The organism is Actinokineospora spheciospongiae (assembly GCF_003182415.1).
Lineage (GTDB): Bacteria > Actinomycetota > Actinomycetes > Mycobacteriales > Pseudonocardiaceae > Actinokineospora > Actinokineospora spheciospongiae.
In genome coordinates this window covers 255,735-273,530 of sequence record NZ_QHCP01000006.1, presented here as the reverse complement: position 1 = coordinate 273,530, position 17,796 = coordinate 255,735, and the positions used below count along the sequence as shown (strand labels likewise).

At 71.5% G+C, this 17,796-nt stretch carries 16 protein-coding genes; 7 read left to right on the top strand and 9 right to left on the bottom strand.

The window, feature by feature from the left end:
* The first annotated feature begins 10 nt into the window (after positions 1 to 10).
* From DFQ13_RS18680 to DFQ13_RS33940, 3 genes are all read left to right on the top strand, one after another.
* Positions 11 to 3,484, top strand: a complete 3,474-nt coding sequence (locus DFQ13_RS18680; protein ID WP_110080718.1) for a glycosyltransferase — start codon at positions 11 to 13, stop codon at positions 3,482 to 3,484.
* A 325-nt stretch (positions 3,485 to 3,809) separates the two neighbouring features.
* On the top strand, positions 3,810 to 3,938 hold the full coding sequence (locus DFQ13_RS35640; protein ID WP_267897663.1) for a hypothetical protein: 129 nt from the start codon (positions 3,810 to 3,812) through the stop codon (positions 3,936 to 3,938).
* A 750-nt stretch (positions 3,939 to 4,688) separates the two neighbouring features.
* Positions 4,689 to 4,847 (top strand): hypothetical protein, encoded by a 159-nt coding sequence (locus tag DFQ13_RS33940; protein WP_161784501.1) that lies wholly within the window; start codon positions 4,689 to 4,691, stop codon positions 4,845 to 4,847.
* Here DFQ13_RS33940 and DFQ13_RS18670 read toward each other — a convergent pair.
* The 4 genes from DFQ13_RS18670 to DFQ13_RS35635 are packed head-to-tail and all read right to left on the bottom strand — an operon-like array spanning position 4,836 to position 8,763.
* Entirely contained in the window at positions 4,836 to 5,285 is a 450-nt protein-coding gene (locus DFQ13_RS18670) for an Imm1 family immunity protein (protein WP_035286207.1), read from the bottom strand. The two genes, DFQ13_RS33940 and DFQ13_RS18670, sit on opposite strands and share 12 nt — an antisense overlap.
* The gene (locus DFQ13_RS18665; protein WP_146241271.1) at positions 5,282 to 5,518 is read right to left on the bottom strand and encodes a hypothetical protein; all 237 of its coding nucleotides are present in this window, start codon (positions 5,516 to 5,518) and stop codon (positions 5,282 to 5,284) included. Before DFQ13_RS18665 ends, DFQ13_RS18670 begins: the two co-directional genes overlap by 4 nt.
* A 57-nt stretch (positions 5,519 to 5,575) precedes the next feature.
* A complete protein-coding gene (locus tag DFQ13_RS18660; protein WP_110080716.1) occupies positions 5,576 to 7,501 on the bottom strand; it encodes a glycosyltransferase in 1,926 nt (641 codons plus the stop codon).
* Positions 7,498 to 8,763 (bottom strand): hypothetical protein, encoded by a 1,266-nt coding sequence (locus DFQ13_RS35635; protein WP_110080715.1) that lies wholly within the window; start codon positions 8,761 to 8,763, stop codon positions 7,498 to 7,500. Before DFQ13_RS35635 ends, DFQ13_RS18660 begins: the two co-directional genes overlap by 4 nt.
* Before the next feature lie 130 nt (positions 8,764 to 8,893).
* Here DFQ13_RS35635 and DFQ13_RS18650 point away from each other — a divergent pair, with 130 nt between their 5' ends.
* Positions 8,894 to 10,696: a gamma-glutamyltransferase family protein gene (locus tag DFQ13_RS18650; RefSeq protein ID WP_110080714.1), complete on the top strand. Its 1,803-nt coding sequence runs from the start codon at positions 8,894 to 8,896 to the stop codon at positions 10,694 to 10,696.
* 3 nt (positions 10,697 to 10,699) lie between these two features.
* Here DFQ13_RS18650 and DFQ13_RS18645 read toward each other — a convergent pair whose 3' ends face one another.
* From DFQ13_RS18645 to DFQ13_RS18635, 3 genes are read right to left on the bottom strand one after another with little or no spacing between them, the layout of a single operon-like run.
* Positions 10,700 to 11,233, bottom strand: a complete 534-nt coding sequence (locus DFQ13_RS18645; protein WP_110080713.1) for a DUF1697 domain-containing protein — start codon at positions 11,231 to 11,233, stop codon at positions 10,700 to 10,702.
* Positions 11,234 to 11,237: 4 nt separating this feature from the next.
* Entirely contained in the window at positions 11,238 to 11,399 is a 162-nt protein-coding gene (locus DFQ13_RS18640; RefSeq protein ID WP_110080712.1) for a DUF397 domain-containing protein, read from the bottom strand.
* Positions 11,400 to 11,403: 4 nt separating this feature from the next.
* Positions 11,404 to 12,300 (bottom strand): helix-turn-helix domain-containing protein, encoded by an 897-nt coding sequence (locus DFQ13_RS18635; RefSeq protein WP_233438477.1) that lies wholly within the window; start codon positions 12,298 to 12,300, stop codon positions 11,404 to 11,406.
* A 215-nt stretch (positions 12,301 to 12,515) separates the two neighbouring features.
* Between DFQ13_RS18635 and DFQ13_RS33935 the strand changes: the two genes are divergently transcribed.
* Positions 12,516 to 12,899 carry a hypothetical protein gene (locus tag DFQ13_RS33935; RefSeq protein WP_161784500.1) on the top strand — a complete coding sequence of 128 codons (384 nt, stop codon included), beginning with the start codon at positions 12,516 to 12,518 and terminating at the stop codon, positions 12,897 to 12,899.
* A 50-nt stretch (positions 12,900 to 12,949) separates the two neighbouring features.
* Positions 12,950 to 13,774 (top strand): helix-turn-helix domain-containing protein, encoded by an 825-nt coding sequence (locus DFQ13_RS33930; protein ID WP_181400040.1) that lies wholly within the window; start codon positions 12,950 to 12,952, stop codon positions 13,772 to 13,774.
* A 54-nt stretch (positions 13,775 to 13,828) separates the two neighbouring features.
* Here the strand turns inward: DFQ13_RS33930 and DFQ13_RS18625 are convergent, their stop codons facing one another.
* Both DFQ13_RS18625 and DFQ13_RS18620 read right to left on the bottom strand, forming a co-directional pair.
* The gene (locus tag DFQ13_RS18625) at positions 13,829 to 15,589 is read right to left on the bottom strand and encodes a long-chain-acyl-CoA synthetase (protein WP_110080710.1); all 1,761 of its coding nucleotides are present in this window, start codon (positions 15,587 to 15,589) and stop codon (positions 13,829 to 13,831) included.
* 107 nt (positions 15,590 to 15,696) lie between these two features.
* Positions 15,697 to 16,644 (bottom strand): oxidoreductase, encoded by a 948-nt coding sequence (locus tag DFQ13_RS18620; RefSeq protein WP_052021637.1) that lies wholly within the window; start codon positions 16,642 to 16,644, stop codon positions 15,697 to 15,699.
* Positions 16,645 to 16,779: 135 nt separating this feature from the next.
* Between DFQ13_RS18620 and DFQ13_RS18615 the strand changes: the two genes are divergently transcribed.
* Positions 16,780 to 17,706, top strand: coding sequence for an aldo/keto reductase (locus tag DFQ13_RS18615; RefSeq protein ID WP_325050938.1), 927 nt, complete (start codon positions 16,780 to 16,782; stop codon positions 17,704 to 17,706).
* Positions 17,707 to 17,796 lie beyond the last annotated feature (90 nt).

Sequence of the window (17,796 nt, the reverse complement as noted above, 5' to 3'; positions counted from 1 at the left end):
GACGGCAGGGATGACTGAGCACAGCAACGCGCTGCTGGCGGTGCTGCGCGCCGCCACCGACGTCTCAGCGGGGTCGTCGGAGTTGGCGGTCGGGGTGCGGTCGTGGGAAGCGGCTGAGCACTTCTCCCCGGCCCGGCTGGGGGTGCTGGACCCGCTGCGGCTGCGCGCCGGGACGCGGGCCCTGCACCTGGGCTGCGGGTCCGGGGCGTTCCTGCGGGCGCTGGCCGAGGCCGGGCTGGTGGTCACCGGGTACGAGCCGGACGCCGGGATGGCCGCGGTGGCGCGGGAGCGCTGCCGGGACCTGACGGGGGTCGTGGTCGGTGGCGCCGAGGTCCTCGACGGCACCTGGGACCTGGTGCTGGCCGACGGCCCGGACGAGCGGATCGCCGACCTGCTGGCCCCCGGCGGGCTGGCCGTGCTGGTGTTCGGCAACGAACTGGGGTTGGCGCACGTGCTGGGCGCGCCCGCCCGGCCGGGGGCGTGGTCGCGGTCGGCGGTGGCCGAGTCGCTGGCCGCCGCCGGGCTGACCGCGCGGCGCACGCTGATGGCCTACCCGGACGAGGTCCTGCCGAGGGTGCTGCTCGACGAGTCCGCGTTCGACCGCCCGGACGCCGCCGAGCTGGTCGACAAGCTGGTGCGCAACCCGGTGCAGGGCAGCGCGGCGGCGGTCGACCCGCTGGTGCCCGCCCGGCACCCGCACCGGCTGGCGGTGGCGAACGGCTCCGGCGCGGCGGTCGCGCCGGGGTACGTGGTCTTCGCCGCCCGCGACGCGGAGGCGCTCGCCCGGGGCGTCGAGGCGGGTCTGGCGTGGCTGCCCGCGAACCCCCGGCTGCCGCTGTGGCGGCGGTCCCGGCTGCTCGACGGGGACCTGACCCTGCGCACCGTGCGCGGCGAGGGCGGTGCGGCGGGGTGGCTGCGGCAGCGCGTGGTGGCCGCCGAACCGCTGGTCCCCGGCCGGGGCATGGACGCGCTGGTGCTCGACGCGCTGCGCGCCGGTGACCTCGACCAGGCCCGCACGCTGCTGGTGGCCTGGCGCGAGCACTGCGCCCAGGGCGCGGAGGACCTGACCGACGCGCACCCGAGGCACCCGTTCCTGCCCGGCCGCGCCGGGGTGCCGGTGCTGCCCGCGGACCGGCTCGACGCCCACCCCGGCAACCTGATCGTCGGCGCGGACGGTGTGCTGACCCTCGTCGACGACGAGTGGCGGGCCGGTGCGGGCGTCGACGCGGAGCTGGTGCTGCTGCGCGCGCTGGTGGAGTTCGCCAGGGAGATCGTCGGCAGCGCCGCCGAGCACCCGTGGCGGTCGGCGCGGACCGTGCACGAGGTGCTGGCGGGCCTGTGCGACCTGGTCGGGTTGACCGGGGCGCGGGACCGGCGGTGGGACGAACTCCTCGCCGCCGAGGCGAGCCTGCAGGAGGCCGTCTACGGCCGGGACGCCTCGGGCATCGCCGAGGAACTGGCCGCCAGCGCGCACGCGGTGCCACCGGAACCGCTGTGGCGCATCCCCGGCGGCCTGGCCGAGCTGCGCGCCGACCGCGAGCGCCGGTACCGGGCGGACCTGGCCGTCGCCGCCGCTCAGGGCGTGATCGAGGACCGCGAGCGGGACCTGGCGCGGGTGCGGGCCGAGCAGGCCGAGCTGGCCGATCGGCTCGCGCTGACCGAGCACGCGCTGGCGTCGGCGAACTCGGCGCTGGACACCATGGACGACCGGTTGGCGCTGGCCTTCGAGGAGGTCGCCGGTGCGGTGGCCGAGGCCGGGGCCGCCTGGGAGTCCGCCGCCGAGGCCGCCCGCGCGGCGGAGCGGGCCGAGCACACCGCGGCGTCGCTGTCGGACCGGTTGACCCGGACCGCGCTGCGGTTGGCGGCGTTGGAGAACTCGAAGCTGGTGCGCCGCGCGCACCGCACGCTGTGGCCCGCCGCCCGCGTGGCCCGCGGGGTGCGCGACCTGGCGCTGGGCCGCCCCGGGGAGGAGTCGGACGGCGTGCTGCGCCGGGTCGGCGCCAAGTCGCCCGTGGTGAGCGCGGGCCTGGCCACCCGTTACCGGCGGGCCGCGGCGGGGGCCCGGGAGTCCGGCCTGCACTTCGACGTCCCGGTCCCGGCCGAACCGGTGCCGGTGGGGCGCGGTCAGGTCGTCGAGCTGACCGGGTGGGTGGTGCACGCCGCGGTCGGCGTGCGCGCGGTGCGGTTCACCGCCGACGGCGCGGAGGTCACCGCGGAGTACGGGCTGAGCAGGCCGGACGTGTCGGCGGCACTGCACGCGGCGGGGGTCCGCGCCCCCGAGGGCAGCGGTGTGCACGCGCGGCTGGCCGTCCGGACCGCGGCGGCGCGCGAGGTGCCGCTGTCGATGGCGGTGGAGCTGACCGACGGCACGGTCCTGCACCGCGACCTGCCGCCGCTGCCGGTGCGCCCGGGCAGCAGCCGGGAACGGCTGGTCGGCCACTGGACCGGCACCGGTCCGAAGGTCGCCGTGTGCCTGGCGCTGTACGAACCGGACATCAAGTTCCTCGCCGCCCAACTGGATTCGATCCGCGCCCAGCAGCACACCAACTGGTTCTGCGTCCTCTGCGACGACGGGTCCACAGAGGACACCCTGGCGGAGGTCCGCGCCCTCGTCCAGGACGACCCGAGGTTCGCCCTGGTGGTCAACGAGGACAACGTCGGCTTCTACGCCAACTTCGGCCGAGCCGCCGAACTCGCCCCCGCCGACGCCGACGCCATCGCCCCCTGCGACCAGGACGACGTCTGGCACGAGGACAAGCTCAGCTCACTGCTCGCCCCCATGACCGACCCCGAGGTGCAACTCGTCTACGCCGACATGCGCCTGATCGACGAACACGACAACCACCTCGCCGACTCGTTCTGGCTCAACCGCGTCAACCACCAGGACGACCTGGAGTCGTTGCTGCTGCTCAACACCGTCACCGGCGCCTCCGCCCTGATCCGCGCCGACCTGGTGTTCAACCGCGCCCTGCCGATGCCCCCCGGCACCCCCTCGGCCTTCCACGACCACTGGTTCGCCGCGACCGCCCTGGTCAACGGCCGAATCGAGTTCATCGACCGCCCCCTGCACTCCTACCGCCAGCACTCCACCAACGTCACCGGCAGGCAGGACGAACGGCTGGACAAGGACCTGCCGTCCGGCCTGGCCCTGGTGAAGCTGGCCAACGGCGCCGACATCGACCCCGCGCTGGCTGCTGAGCTGGAGGCGGTGGCCGAGTTCGAACTGCGCCGGGTCGCGCAGTACGCGCGGGTTCTGTTGCTGCGCAACGAGGACACGGCGGATGAGGCGACGAAGGCGGTGCTGCGGCGGTTGAGCGCGGCGGACCAGTCGGTGCGTGCGCTGCTGCCGACGGTGGCCAAGGCGAGCCGGGACGGTGGGCGGGTGACTGCGGGGGCGGAGCGTCGGATGCTGGCTGCGGCGCTGCGGCGGCGGGCTCTGCGGGCGGCTCGGCTGCGGATTCCGCCGCTGACACCGCCGAGCTAGTGTCCGGAGTCGTTAATTCGGTGCCAACTGCAGGTTGTGTTGGTGCCGAATCCGAAATTGGTGCCGCTGGTATTGCCCGAGGACGAGCGCCGGGTCCTGGAAGGGTGGACGCGTCGGCGGACGACCGCGCTGGCGCTTCGAGCGCGGATCGTGCTGGCCTGTGCCGAGTCCGCTGAGTCGAACACCGTTGTGGCGCAACGGTTGGACCTCAGTCGTCACACGGTGGGCACCTGGCGTGCGAGCCCCGTCCGGGTCGGCCGCGCACGATCTCCGATGATCAGGTCGAGCAGATCGTGGTGACCACACTGGGGACCACGCGGACGCCGTGATCCGTCAGGACCGCCGCCGGTACCGCGACGAGGTCGCGCGCGACCGTGCCGCGTTCCCCGAGTATCGGGTCGAGACGCGCACCGTCACCCGGTCCGCTTGGAGCGCCGCCGCCGCGTCCGAGTAGGCGGTTTGCCCGCTGGTTCAGACTGAGAAGGCGAAGTGATAGTAGTTCGGATTGCGCGATCGGTCTGCATTTCGTTCGAGACCCTATTGGTCCGATCGCGGGTTACGTGCAGTCCGAACCAACGCCAACGGACAGTCATGTCGTGTCGCGCCGTGCGAACCATCCACACGATTGCAAGAACTGCCAAGATTCCGCTTACCGGAACCCAAGGAATAATTATAAGAATGCGGCTGATATCCATTTGGAGCGGCCCCTCCAAGCCATCGGACCAGCGATGATTGGTGAACTTTCCATGCGAGGCCAGGTGCTTTCTTCGCCCTCCGGGGCGATAGGGCGCGGTCGGATGATTGATGGGTAACCCGACTGAAAACAGGGGTGATAACCGCATTCCGGTGACGCGTTCGCAACCTTACGTGCCGCTTGATCATCTCTAGACAACAGGGTTGGCGGTCGACAATACCCAATTTCGGTCCTGCGACTCGCATCACCGTGGACTACGGTTCTGTAAATCGCTGATCAGGTACAGCGGAGAACTGCCCGCATCTCGTTCATGGATACAGCCTGCACCTTCGGCACCGAGTCTGTCATCAACAGATGTGGGCCACCCGAGTGAACCACCCGGATGCGCGTCGTTGGTGACTACGCGTCTGGGAAGGCACGGCGATTCTTCTGCTGGAGCACGCTCGGGGGTGCTCCATTCGATACAAGGCACCGAACTCGAACGGAGGTATCCCGTGAACGGATCGCCTGGTGATCGAGCGGTATGCCGAACTTCACGACCGGCGGGCGGATCTGCTGTTTGTGCTCGACCGCGACGGGCTGTCCGTCGAAGGGGGGGCGCAGGGGCAACCGGTGGCGCACTGGGGTCTGCGGTACGTGGAGTCCACCGAGCGGGAGCTACGCGCTTGAGGCTGTCCGCATCAGGCGAATCGGGGACAGCACCGATGCGGCTTCCTGCCACTGCATGCACGTCGGAGGTTGCCAGGTGGCCAGGAACTCCGTCACGGCGGCGTAAACCGTCTCCACGGGGACCTCGGCGTGCGGGGGTATCGCGAAGTCGTGGAATCCGGCCAGGTAGTAGGTCAGCCACTCGGTGTTCGTCCCGGTCGTGGGGACGTGGCTGGTCGCGCCCCGGGTCCACTTCACCACACCGACGTCGTTGTTGACCCCGAAGGTGAGCGTCACGTGGTCCTGGTTGTCCGCTTCCACCGGTTCTCGTGAGAGCTTCCAGCACCACGGGATCTCCACCCCGGCGTCGTTGAGCGCGCGCACCTCCGCGACCAGGTCGACCCCGGGCGGCATCGTTTCGCGGTCGAGGTACTCGGTGTGGAGCACGGGTTCGATCACAGCGGCGCCTTTCCTTCGTACTCCCGCTCGAACGGGTTTCCCACGGCTCGCTGTGCCGCGTCCTGCGCCCACCCGTCCGACCGGTGGGCACTGAGCGTGCCGAAGTCGCGGCCGTCGATCTCCACGCGCCCCACGATGGCGACGTTGCCGGTGCCCCGGCGCACCCGTGGTAGGAGGTCGTCGCAGTAGGGCAACGCCGCCACCGGGTATCGGTCGCCGTGCTTGTTCTCCACCCTCGATGGGGCGACGCGGAAGACGGGGCCGGACGCGGTTGCGCCCGGTGGTGGGGGTCAGGCGGTGGGGGCGATGGCGCAGTCGACCAGGACTGCGCGCATTTGGTTGGCGAAGTGGGTGGTGGAGAAGTGTTCGCGGCAGATGTCGAGCATGGCCTGCTGCACATCTGTCCACAGTGGTTTGTCGGTGAGCAGGCGGTCGCAGAGGTCGACGAGTTCGGCGGGGGAGCTGCCGATCAGGTGGCGGGCTGTCCAGCCGAGGTGCAGGCCCTCGCCGCCGACTGGGGTGGTGACGAAGGGGAGGCCTGCGGCCATGGAGTCGACGAACTTGATCTTCACGCCTGCGCCGTAGCGCATGGGGACCACGTGCAGGAGGGCCGTGCTGAGGACGGGGGCCGGGTCGGGGACCTTGCCTACGACGGTGATCGCCGGGCCTTCCAGGGCCAGGACCGCGGGGGACGGGTCGGCGCCGACGACTCTCAGGCGCAGGTCCGGGTGGCGTTCGCGCAACGGGGGCAGGACCTCGTCGGCGAGTTCTAGGACGGCGAACTCGTTGGGGGTGCGGGGTTGGCCGTCGAAGCCGCCGAAGAACACGATGCCGTGGCGGCCCTCCAGGCCGGGGACGGATTCGGGGACCTTGGCCGGGTAGCAGGCGACGTGGACCAGCGTTTCCGGGGCGATTCGGCGGGCCCACTGGGCCTCTTCCTCGCTGACGCAGACGGCGACGTCGGCCCAGGTGAAGGCCTCGACCTCTTCCTTGCGCAGTCGCACGCCCTCGATGGCGAACCGGCGGCGCTCTGCCGCGTCGAGGGCGGTTTCGAAGTGTTGGGCGGGGCGGCGGTGGAACAGGGCTTCCGAGTCGTACACCAGCACTGCCTGTGGTTGGTACTCGGCGATCGGTTTGCCCAGGGCGGTGAAGTTGTGTGGGCGGAACACGCACACAACGTCGAACAGGCCCGCGTGTTCTCGGGACCAGGCGGCGGCGTCGGTCACTCCCCAGACGACCTCGATGCCCCTGGCCTGCAGGGCGGGGGCGTACTCCTCTGCCCGTTCCGGGGAGGCGGCGAAGAAGGTGACCCTGGCCCTCGGGTCGCCCGCGCGCCAGGCGTCGACGACCGCCATGGTGCGGGGGTCTCCTCGGCCTCGGTCGGCCTGCGGCACCCGGTCGTCGATCAGGAGGACCCGGTAGGGGGCGCTGGTGTCGCGCAGGGACCAGCGGCGGTGCGGGTGGGCGTCCAGGCCGACGACCGGTGGGCGGTCGGCCAGTTCGGTTCCCCAGCGGTCGAGGAAGTGCCGGTGGTTGAGGCGCATCAGCTCTTCGGCGCGGGCCGACGAGGAGCTGCCGTGGCGGGCGTGGTGGACCGCGACCGAGGGCAGGACCCACGTCTGGTGGCCCGCTTGGCGCAGCAGCAGTGCCAGGTCCACGTCTTCGAAGTAGGCGATTTCGTACTCGCTGCTGAAGCCCGCGACCTGGTGGAACGCGCTGCGGCGCACCACCAGGCAGGCCGCTGACGCGTAGTCGACCTCGCGGGCGAACAGTGTTTCGCGTGGTTCGTCGTAGGCCCGGCACCAGCCGTCGCCGCCGATGAGGCTGCCCGCTTCCTGCACGGTGCCGTCGGCGTTGAGCAGCAGGGGGGACACCGCTGCTGCTTCGGGGGTGCGGTCGAGGAAGTCCAGGAGTGGGGCCAGCCAGCCTTCGGTGACCTCGATGTCGGCGTTGAGGAAGCAGACGAACTCGGTGTCGGCGTGGCGGACGCCGAGGTTGCCGCCGACGCCGAAGCCGAGGTTTTCCGGTAGGCGCAGGACCGTTTCCTCGGTCAGGTTCGCCGTCAGCCACTCGCCGGTGCCGTCGGGGGAGGCGCTGTCGGTGATGACCACCCGGTAGGGCTGCGGGGTGTGTTCCGCCAGGGCTTGCAGGCAGGTGCGCACCAGGTCCCGGCCGCCGTAGGTGACCAGGACGAAGGTGATCCGGGGGGTGTTCACCCGCGCGCCTTCCCGTAGGCGCGGCGCAGCGGTTCGCTCCAGCGGACCAGTTTGGTGTCCTGCCAGGCGGTCAGTTCGCGTTCGGCGGCGGCGAGCCGGGCAACCAGGTCGGCGTTGGTCCGCTCCAGTTCGGCGATGTGCGCTTGCTGGGCGGCGATCGTCGCGTCTCGCTCGGCGACGGTGGCGCGGCTGTCGGCGAGGTCCCGGACGGCGGTGGCGTAGGGCTCGGTGACGCGGCGGCGTTCGACGAGCATCCGCTGCCGCAGCCGCCAGTGCGCGGTTCGCACGGCGGCGTTCTCCCCGGCCAGCGCGGACAGCCTGCGGTGCAGTTCGCCGTCGCGGTTCGCGCGGGCGGCTTCGACGGCGGCGGCGAGGTGGTCGAAGTGGGCGGCAAGGCGGTCGTGGGCGGCCGGGTCGCAGGTGGGGGTGTCCTCGGGGACGGTGCGCTGCCCGGTGGTGGCGATGCGGGCGGGTGGGGCGAATTCGGCGGCCACGGCGGCGTCCGGGCTGCCGGGATCGGTGACCAGCAGCCAGTTGGCGCCGATGCCCGCCGCGACGGCTGCCGCGTGTTCGTCGGCGGTCAGCACCAGGCTGGCGCCGACCAGGGCGGCCAGCCGGTCCTCCAGCACCCAGTCCCCCGGCACCTCGACCGCGTCGGCGGCCAGGCCGGGGCTGGTGGCGAGGGTGTAGTCGCCCTCGGGGAGCAGGCCGAGGGTGCGTAGCTGCACCAGCCGTTCGGCGAAGGTGCCGGGGTCGACCAGCGCGGCGACGGCGATGGCCGGGTGCGGCACGACCTCGGCGTCAACGCCCTTGGCCCGCAGCAGCTCGCGGGAGGACTGGTCGCGCACGGCGATAACCTCGGCGGTGACGGGTCCGTCGCAGCGGGTGAACCGGACGCCGCTGTAGGCGATGGGGTGGCCGACGCCGGGGGTGTCGAAGAACCGCACGCCCGGCGCCTCGCCGTCGTACGGGTCGGTGCCCATCGGGGCGGCGGGGGCCAGCACGGAGGCGTCGGCGGAGGCGGTGATGTCGGCGATGCGGGTGGGGGTGGGCGTGCCCAGCGGTTCGGCGGCGATCCCGCCGTCGGCGCGGGTGGGGCGCGACCAGCCGAGGGGGGCGAACTGGGTGGCCCGCCACCCGGGCAGCCTGCTGGTGAGCGCCTGCTCGACGACCCGGCCGAGCACCTGGTCACCCCAGCCGGGCAGGTCGGTGGTGCTCCAGATGGCGACCGCGCCGATTCCCGGCGTCGAAGGTGCTGGCACGGCCGCGACTGTATCGAACGACCTGCGGCGACCGGCCGGGGATCGAGTTGTCCACAGGAGTTGCCCACATTGTGCACAAGTGTTCGAATGACGCTCGGTAGCCGGTCCCGGTTGGGGGTAATTTGGCCGGGTGTTCACCACGCGACCCGAACTGACGGGCACCCACGGCATGGTCGCCTCCACGCACTGGCTCGCCTCCTCGGCGGGCATGGCGGTGCTGGAGGACGACGGCAACGCCTTCGACGCCGCCGTGGCCGCCGGTTTTGTGCTCCAGGTGGTCGAACCGCACCTCAACGGCCCCGGCGGGGAGGTCCCGGCGGTGTTCGTCACCGCCGCCGACCGCACCCCGCGCGTCCTGTGCGGGCAGGGCGTGGCCCCGGCGGGGGCCACCGCCGAGCACTACACCGGCCTCGGCTTGGACCTGGTCCCCGGCAGCGGCCTGCTCGCCGCCACCATCCCCGGCGCCTGGGACGGGTGGTTGCTGCTGCTCCGCGACCACGGCACCAAGCGCCTGGCGGACGTGCTCAAGTACGCCATCGGCTACGCCCGCTCCGGTTTCCCGCTGCCCACCCGGGTCCCCGCCGTGATCGACGCCGTCCGCGACCTGTTCACCACCCATTGGCCCACCTCGGGCGAGCAGTGGTTGGGCGCCACCGGCGACTGGTTCAGCAACCCGGCCTTGGCCGACACCTGGGAGCGCCTGCTGGCCGAGGCCACCGGCCCCACCCGGGAGGCGGAGATCGACGCCGCCCGCCGCGCCTGGTCGCAGGGTTTCGTCGCCGAGGCGGTCGACGAGTTCGCCCGCAGGCCGCACCTGGACGACTCCGGCGAGGTGCACGCGGGTGTCCTGACCGGCGCGGACCTGGCGGGCTGGTCGGCGTCGTTCGAGGACGCCGTCACCGCCGACGTCGGCGGCTGGACCGTCGCCAAGTGCGGCCCCTGGTCGCAGGGTCCCTCGCTCCTCCAGCAGTTGCGACTCCTGGACGGCGCGGACCTCTCCTACGTCGACGGCGTCCCCACCGCCGACACCGTCCACCTCGCCTTGGAAGCGTCCAAGCTCGCCTTCGCCGACCGGGAGGCCTGGTACGGCGACTCCGCCGAGGTGCCCACCGCGACGCTGCTCTCCTCCGCCTACGCAGCCGAGCGCCGCACCCTCATCACCGACACCGCCTCCCCCGACCTGCGCCCCGGTTCCCCCGACGGCCGCACGCCCGTCCTCCCCCGCTACCTCAGCACCCCGCAGGCCAGCACCACCGGTGACGCCACCGAACCGCGCCTGCCCGGCACCACGGGCGAACCCACCGTCGCCACCGGCAGGCCCACCGACCCCGCGGTGAGCAGCACCGGCACCACCCGGGGCGACACCGTGCACATCGACGTCACCGACCGCTGGGGCAACACCATCTCCGCCACCCCCTCCGGCGGTTGGCTCCAGTCCTCCCCCACCATCCCCGGTCTGGGCTTCTGCCTGGGCAGCCGCGCGCAGATGTTCTGGCTGGAACCGGGTTTGCCCGCCTCCCTGGTGCCGGGCAGGCGCCCGCGCACCACGCTGTCGCCCTCCCTGGCCCTGAACGGCGAGGAGACGATCGCCTTCGGCACCCCCGGCGGCGACAGCCAGGACCAGTGGCAACTGTGCTTCTGGCTCGCGCACACCGTCGGCGGCCTCGACCTCCAAGCCGCGATCGACGCCCCCGCCTGGCACTCCACCGCGTTCCCGAGTTCCTTCTACCCCAGGAACTTCACGCCGAACGAGGCCCAGGTGGAGTCCCGCCTTGGACAGTCCACACTGGACCAGTTGGCGCGGCGCGGGCACGAGCTGGTCGACATGGGGCCGTGGGCGCTGGGCCGGTTGTCAGCGGTGGCCAACCGCGAGGGCCGCCTGCGCGCGGCGGCCAACCCGCGCGGGATGCAGGGGTACGCGGTCGGCCGCTGAGGTTCAGAGGAGGGCGGCCAGCTTGCCCACGGTGTTCCAGTTGCGGCCGGTGACGGCGACCTTCCACCGCCGTTCCAGCCAGGGGCCGAGGACCGGGGCGTTGGAGATGCCGTCCGGGCACCACTGGTAGACCACGCGGTCGCCGACGGCGATGTTCTCCGGGTCCAGCACCCGGGGGTCGTGCTCGGCGGCGACCTCGGGTGCCGGGTCCTCGGACAGGAACAGGGCGACCATCTTGGACCCGTTGTCGGCCTTCGCCGCGAACGGGTGCACCGCCATGACCGACCGCAGGTCGTCCCCGGTGCGCACCAGGACCCGGGTGGTCAGGTCCAGCCGCTCCAGGAGCGTGGCCTCCAGCAGCCCCTCCAGCGCGGCGGCGTCCGTGCCGTCGGCGGAGAAGGTGGCGTTGCCGCTTTGCAAGAGCGTGCGGACGTCGGCGAAGCCGAGGCCGGTCAGCAGCTCGCGCAGGTCGGCCATGGCGATCTTGCGGTGGCCACTCACGTTGACCCCGCGCAGCAGGGCCGCGTATCCGCTCACGGGGTCAGCGCTCGAACCGGCCCGATCGCACGCTCCAGACCAGCGACCGCACGTCGACGCGCAGACTCGGCCCACCGCTGTTCTTGGAGTCGCGCACACCGTCCAACGCGTATCGAACCTCGACACAGTTGGCGTTGTTTTCGCTGCGGCTGGACTTTCGCCACATCTGGTTACCGGACACCTTGCTTCTCCAATCGGTTGCGCACTTCGGAAATGATATTGGTGGAGGCATCCGGCGATTGGGACACCCGGTGGATACTGTCAACGGCGCGCTTGTAAGCGTTGATGTCCTCCTCTTCATGCAGGATGAGCACCGATCGTCGTGCGCCGACGAAGACGATGGAGTCCAGTTCGACCGCACCATGCCTGCCACCCTTGTTCCTCATCGGCATCGCCGCGCTCGACTCGATGAGTTCGAAGGCGCCATCGAGCCCGGGGTGCCACCCGCTGCGGTCGAGGACGATGCGCAGCTCAACATTGGAACGAGTGGCCATGTCGAGCAGATGATCGAGTTGGCCGATCGTCGTCCGCACACCGCCGATGTCCTGATTCAGCGCGCCTTGGCCGAGCAGCACCACGAGTTCCGCTGGGTTGGTGTTCCTGGTGATCGCCTCTCGGCGGCCGAGGCGCGAGGTGACGCGGGAGGCGATTTCCCCCGTCGGCACACCGGCCGCCGTCATGATCGCCTGGATGTACTCGCTGGTCTGGAGCAGGCCGGGCACCAGCAGCGGCGCCACCGCGACGATCCGGCTGGCGTTCTGCTCCCAGTGCACGTAAGCGGCCATCTGCTGCCGCCGCTCGGGCAGGGTCATCGCCACCCACTGCGACTCGTCCGTGCCGTAGACCAGGGTCATGATCTCGTCGTAGCGGTCGCCGCCCACGTCGAGCCTGGTCAGGATCTGGGCCACCTGCTCCGGCTTCGGGATGCGCTCACCCGTCTCCCACCGCGACAGCACACCGATATCGCGCTTGATCGCCGAGGCCAACTCGCGCAGCAGCAGGCCCTTGTCCTGGCGGGCCTGTCGGAGAGCCGCACCCAAGGCACGGGCCTTCGGGGTTCGCGCCACTGTCAATCTCCGTAGTTGTCGGCCGGTAACAGCATAGCGCTACCGGTTTGCGGACAGATTCACCCTTTGCGCTGACGCAAGTCAGTTGCAGAAATTTCCTGCCAAACACAAGCTTGGCAAACCAACGCCCGACAAACTACGCAGCCATCCCACCGGCGGCAACTCCACGGCGGAACGGGCGAAAACCCGACCAGGCAACAGATCGGAACCGTGCCATGTCCGCAGCCCCCGAACAACCACCACCACCCGAACCGGGCACGGCAGGAGTCCGCCCGCCCGCGCGGATGAAGCTGACCCAGACCAAGCACGTGGGCGCCACGGCGCACGCGCGGGTGTTCGAGGGCGGGTTCACGTTCCGGTTGGCCAAGGGCGACACGCACGTGGCCGTGTTCATCGGCGTGTACGTCGAGCAGCGGCGCCACCTGGTCCTGCGCGACCGCACCTGGCCCGGCCCCGTGCTCGACCAGTCGCAGCCGATCGCGGTCGCGCTGCCCAAGCCGAAGTGGCTCGACTGGGCCGACACCGACAGCCTGGCCGGGTTCGCCCGCTCGGCGGTCCCGGTCGTCCGCGCCCGGCTGGCGGGCAGGCGGACGCGGTGACCACGGCACCGGCCCACCACCCCCGACCCGAATCCCCAGAAGGAACCCCCGTGTCCGCAACGATCACCCCACTGCACCGCCCGGGCAGCGACGGGGGTGTCCGCGCCGCCACCCTGCGCGGCCTGCTGCTCGCCCGCGCGCTCGACGACGCCCGCCGGGCCCACGGGTTCACCACCCGGGAGCTGGCCTCGGCCATGTCGATGTCCCCCGCGATGCTCAACCGGGTCATGACCGGCCGCCGCACCCCCACCCCGCTGGAGATCGGCGGGTTGTGCGCGGTGCTCGACATCCCCGCACCCCACCGCCCAGTCCTCTACCGGCTCGTCCGCGAGAGCGGTCGCACCGACTGGATCACCACCCCCGCCGACGGGGAGCAGCACCTCGCCCAGATCGAGGCCGCCGCCCACAGCGCCACCTGGTTCGCCCCCGACCTCATCCCCCGGCCCCTGCGCACCACCGCCTACTCCCGCGCCGTCCTCACGGCCACCGGCGCGCACCCCGACACCCCCGCACCGGCCACCCGGGACACCGCGCCGACGGAGGTGATCAACCGGTTCCTCATCCACCCCCGGGCGCTGCGCCACCCCACGGTGCCCGAGGCGGTGATGCGCGAACAGGTCCGCCACCTGCGCGAGGCGCACCTGTCCACAACCCGGCTGCTGCCGCACACGGTCGCCCCGCACCCGGAGTTCCGGACGCTGCGGATCGCCCACTTCCCACCCGTGGTGCACATCGAGCACCACACCACCGCCGTCATCCTCGAACGGCCCGACGCCACCGCCCCGCACACCGCGTTCCTCCGCGACGTCGAGGCGGTGTCCCTCGGCCGCGAGGACACCCGCCGGGCGCTCAGCGAGCGCGGCGACAACGGATGACGGGCGCGCGGAACCGAGCCGACCTCAGCGCCTGCTCCAGAGCGAAGTGCCCGCTCACACCTTGATCTTGCCCGCCGCGACGTCGTCGGCGTAACCGGAGTAGGCGTAGACGTACTTGCCCTCTTGCAGCACGTACATCGGGTCGCTGACCTTGTCCGAGTAGCCCTCGTCGCGCAGGTCGACCTTGCGGGACTTGAACGTGGAGGTCTGCTCGACCTCGCTGATCACCCGGATGAACAGCGGCACGGCGTAGCTGGGCAGCCGGTCGGTGAGGTGCGCGGCCATGGCGGCGCCGTCGAACTTGGCGCCGTCGCGCAGCTTGACCGCCGCCATCCCGGCCTTGCCGTCGGTGCCGGGCACGGCGACCCCGTAGACGACGGCCTGCTCGACGTCGGGGTGCTCGCCCACGGCGCCCTCGACCTCGGTGGTGGCGACGTTCTCGCCCTTCCAGCGGAAGGTGTCGCCGAGCCGGTCGACGAACGCCACGTGCTTGAACCCCTGGTTGCGCACCAGGTCACCGGTGTCGAACCAGCAGTCGCCGTCCTTGAACCCGTCGCGGACGAGCTTCTTCTCGGTGGCCTCCGGGTCGGTGTAGCCGTCGAACGGGGCGCGGCTGGTGACCTTGGTCAGCAGCAGCCCGACCCCGCCGGACTTGACCTTGGTCAGCCTGCCGGAGGAGTCGCGGGCGGCGCGGCCGGTGTCGGCGTCGTACTCGACGATGGCGAACGGCAGCGGGCACATGCCCGCCGTGCGGTCGATGTTCAGCGCGTTGATGAAGGCCAGGTTGCACTCGGAGGCGCCGTAGAACTCGGCGATGCGCCGGATGCGGAACCGCTCGGCGAACTCGTCCCAGATCTCCGGGCGCAGCCCGTTGCCCACCACGACCCGCACCTTGTGCTGCTTCTCGGCGTCGCGCACGGGCTGGTTGAGCAGGTAGCGGCACAGCTCGCCGATGTAGCAGAACGCGGTCGACTTGGTTCGCACCACGTCGTCCCAGAACCGCGAGGCGGAGAACGACTTGCCCAGCGCGAGCGTGGCCCCGGCGGCGAGCACCGACGACAGCGACACCGTCAGCGCGTTGTTGTGGTAGAGCGGCAGGCAGCAGTACAGCGTGTCCTTCGGGGTCAGGCGCACGCCCATCGACCCGAGGCCGGTCATCGACTTGAGCCAGCGGAAGTGCGACATCGCGCTGGCCTTCGGCAGGCCGGTGGTACCGGAGGTGAAGATGTAGAACGCGGTGCTCCCGGCCATGATCCGCTCGGTGGCGAACGGGTTGCGGTCGGTGGTGGCCCCGTCGGCCAGCGAGTCCAGGTCGATCACGTTGCGCGTCTCGACGCCGTCGAGGGCGTGCCGGTACTCCTCGCCGACCACCAGCACGGCGCTGTCGAGCAGCCGCACGCTGTGGTCGAGCACGTCGCCGCGCTGGTTGGTGTTGATCATCCCGGCGGCGGCGCCGAGCTTGACCGCGGCCAGCGCCGCCAGCAGCGTCTCCGGCCGGTTGCCCGCCAGGATGCCCACCGTGCGGCCCGGGTGCACCCCGTTGGCCTCCAGCACCGAGGCGTACCGGTTGACGATCTTGTTGGCCTCGCCGTAGCTGATTTCGGTGTCCTCGAACCGGATGAACGGCCGGTTCGGGTGCTTGCCCGCGATGCGCTGGAAGATGTGGCCGATCGACTCCCGGGTGACCGGGCGCATGGTCAGCAGGCCCACCGCGCCCGCGGCCATCTTGGGCGCGTCGAAGGCCATCGGCGGCAGAGCGCGCAGGAAGTCGGTGATGGTGACCCGCCGCGCCGCCTGCTGCTCCGTTGCTTCCATGTGACCGATGCTACTCAGAGGTAGGTTCGCAGGGCCAGACCCGAGGCCGCTGAGCTGGGATTTCATCCACCTTCGCAGATCGCCGAACCGCGTTCTGCGCGCCCGTCTCAGCGCGCGGCGAGCCCGAAGTCCATCCCGGTCAGCTCCTCGCTCACGTCCCAGAGCCGCTTGGCCAGCTCCCGGTCGCGGGCGGCCTCCAGCGGGAAGACCACCTTGGGGTAGCCCTTCTGCTCCTTGCGCCCGTCCGGGCCGATCATCTGCCCGCTCTCCACCCCCGGGTGCGCGGCGGCGTAGAGCTGCGGCAGCGCGCCCATGGCGGCGTCCTGGGCCAAGAACCGGTTGGACACCCGCAGAGCCAGCTTGGCGACGCCGGTCGGTCCGTTGGTCTGCAGGTTCGTGGCCGCGTAGCCGGGGTGGGCCAGGACGCTGTCGACCTGGAACCCGTTCATCCGCAGCCGCCGGTGCAGCTCCAGGCCGAACACGACGTTCGCCAGCTTCGACTGCGCGTAGAACTTGGTCCGGTCGTAGTTCTGGGTGCCGTCGAGGTCGTGGAAGTAGATGCGCCCGCGCTTGTGCAGGAACGAGCTGACCGTGACGATCCGCGGGTCGACCCCCACCTTGAGCGTGTCCAACAGCATCGCGGTCAGCACGAACGGCCCCAGGTGGTTCACCCCGAACTGCAGCTCGAAGCCCTGCTTGGTCAGCTCGTGCGGCGGCATCATCACACCGGCGTTGTTGACCAGGACGTCGACCCGCTCCACCGACTCGGCGAAGTCGGCGACGGTCTCCAGGTCGGCCAGGTCCATGTACCGGGCCTCGACGCTGGCCCCCGGCTGCTCGGCCTTGATCGCCTCGACCGCGGCGTCGCCCTTGGCGGTGTCACGTGCGGTGAGGATCACGTGCGCCCCGTGCCTGGCCAGCTCCCGGCTGGTCTCGAAGCCCAGGCCGCTGTTCGCGCCGGTCACGATGAACGTGCGCCCGCCCAGGTCGGGCAGGTCGGCGGCGGTCCAGCCAGGGGCCGCGGGCGCGGGATCGCCCTCGGGTTCGGTGCTCATGGGCACAGCATGGCGCACGGCCGTCGCGCACACAGGCTGTGGACCGGGATCGACCGGAACATCTGGATCACAGGTTGACCGCCGCTTACTGTCTGTTCTGTGGAGTTGCGTCACCTGGGCGATTCGGGACTCGTGGTGAGTGCCGTCGGCCTGGGTTGCAACAACCTGGGCAGGCCGGGCACCGCCGCCGAGTCCCTGGGCGGTTCCCGCGAGCTGGTCACCGCCGCCCTGGGGGCCGGGATCACCCTGTTCGACGTGGCCGACGTCTACGGCGCACCGCGCGGTCGCAGCGAGGAACTGCTGGGCCACGCCCTCGCGGGCCGCCGCGACCAGGCGGTCATCGCCACCAAGTTCGGCGTCGACATGCACGGCGCCAACGGCCCCGACTTCGGCGCCAGGGGGTCGCGGCGCTACGTCCGCAAGGCCGCCGAGCAGTCCCTGCGCCGCCTGGGCACCGACTGGATCGACCTCTACCAACTGCACCGCCCCGACCCCGGCACCCCGCTCGCGGAAACCCTCGCCGCCCTCGACGAGCTGGTCCGCGCGGGCATGGTCCGCTACACCGGCGTCTGCAACCTCCCCGGCTGGCAACTGGCCGACGCGGTGTGGACCGCCCGCACCGAGCGGATCGGCCAACCGGTGGCCGCCCAGTACCACTACTCACTGCTCGAACGCGAGGTCGAGCGGGAAATCCTCCCGGCAGGCAACCGCTTCGACGTCAGCGTCCTGCCGTACTTCCCGCTGGCCAACGGCCTGCTCACCGGCAAGTACTCCCAGGGCGGGGCACCCCCCGAGGGCAGCCGCCTGGCCGGCCGCCCCCGCCTGCTCGCCGACGCCCCGTGGGCCCGGATCGAGAAGCTGCGCGCCTTCGCCGAGGAACGGGGCATCTCCATGGCCACCCTGTCCATCGGCTGGCTGACCGCGCGACCGGTCGTCGGCTCGGTCATCGCCGGGGCCACCACCGCCGAGCAGGTCGAGGAGAACGCGGCAGCAGCCGCCTGGCACCCCACCGCGGAGGACCTGGCCGCGATCGACGAAATCTGCCCACCGGGACGGCGGTAGGGCTCCCCCGACCGAGCGGTGTCCACCACATCACCGGCAACCCGGAGATGAACGACCGTTAACCTCTCCCCGCACGCACCCCGCGAGAGA

What these genes read in the sequence shown, in the direction of transcription:
- DFQ13_RS18680 (WP_110080718.1), top strand. Translation starts at nt 11, where the DNA reads ATGACTGAGCACAGCAACGCGCTGCTGGCGGTGCTGCGCGCCGCCACC.
- DFQ13_RS18640 (WP_110080712.1), bottom strand. Translation starts at nt 11,399, where the DNA reads ATGTGGCGAAAGTCCAGCCGCAGCGAAAACAACGCCAACTGTGTCGAG.
- DFQ13_RS33935 (WP_161784500.1), top strand. Translation starts at nt 12,516, where the DNA reads ATGTCCGCAGCCCCCGAACAACCACCACCACCCGAACCGGGCACGGCA.
- DFQ13_RS18625 (WP_110080710.1), bottom strand. Translation starts at nt 15,589, where the DNA reads ATGGAAGCAACGGAGCAGCAGGCGGCGCGGCGGGTCACCATCACCGAC.
- DFQ13_RS18620 (WP_052021637.1), bottom strand. Translation starts at nt 16,644, where the DNA reads ATGAGCACCGAACCCGAGGGCGATCCCGCGCCCGCGGCCCCTGGCTGG.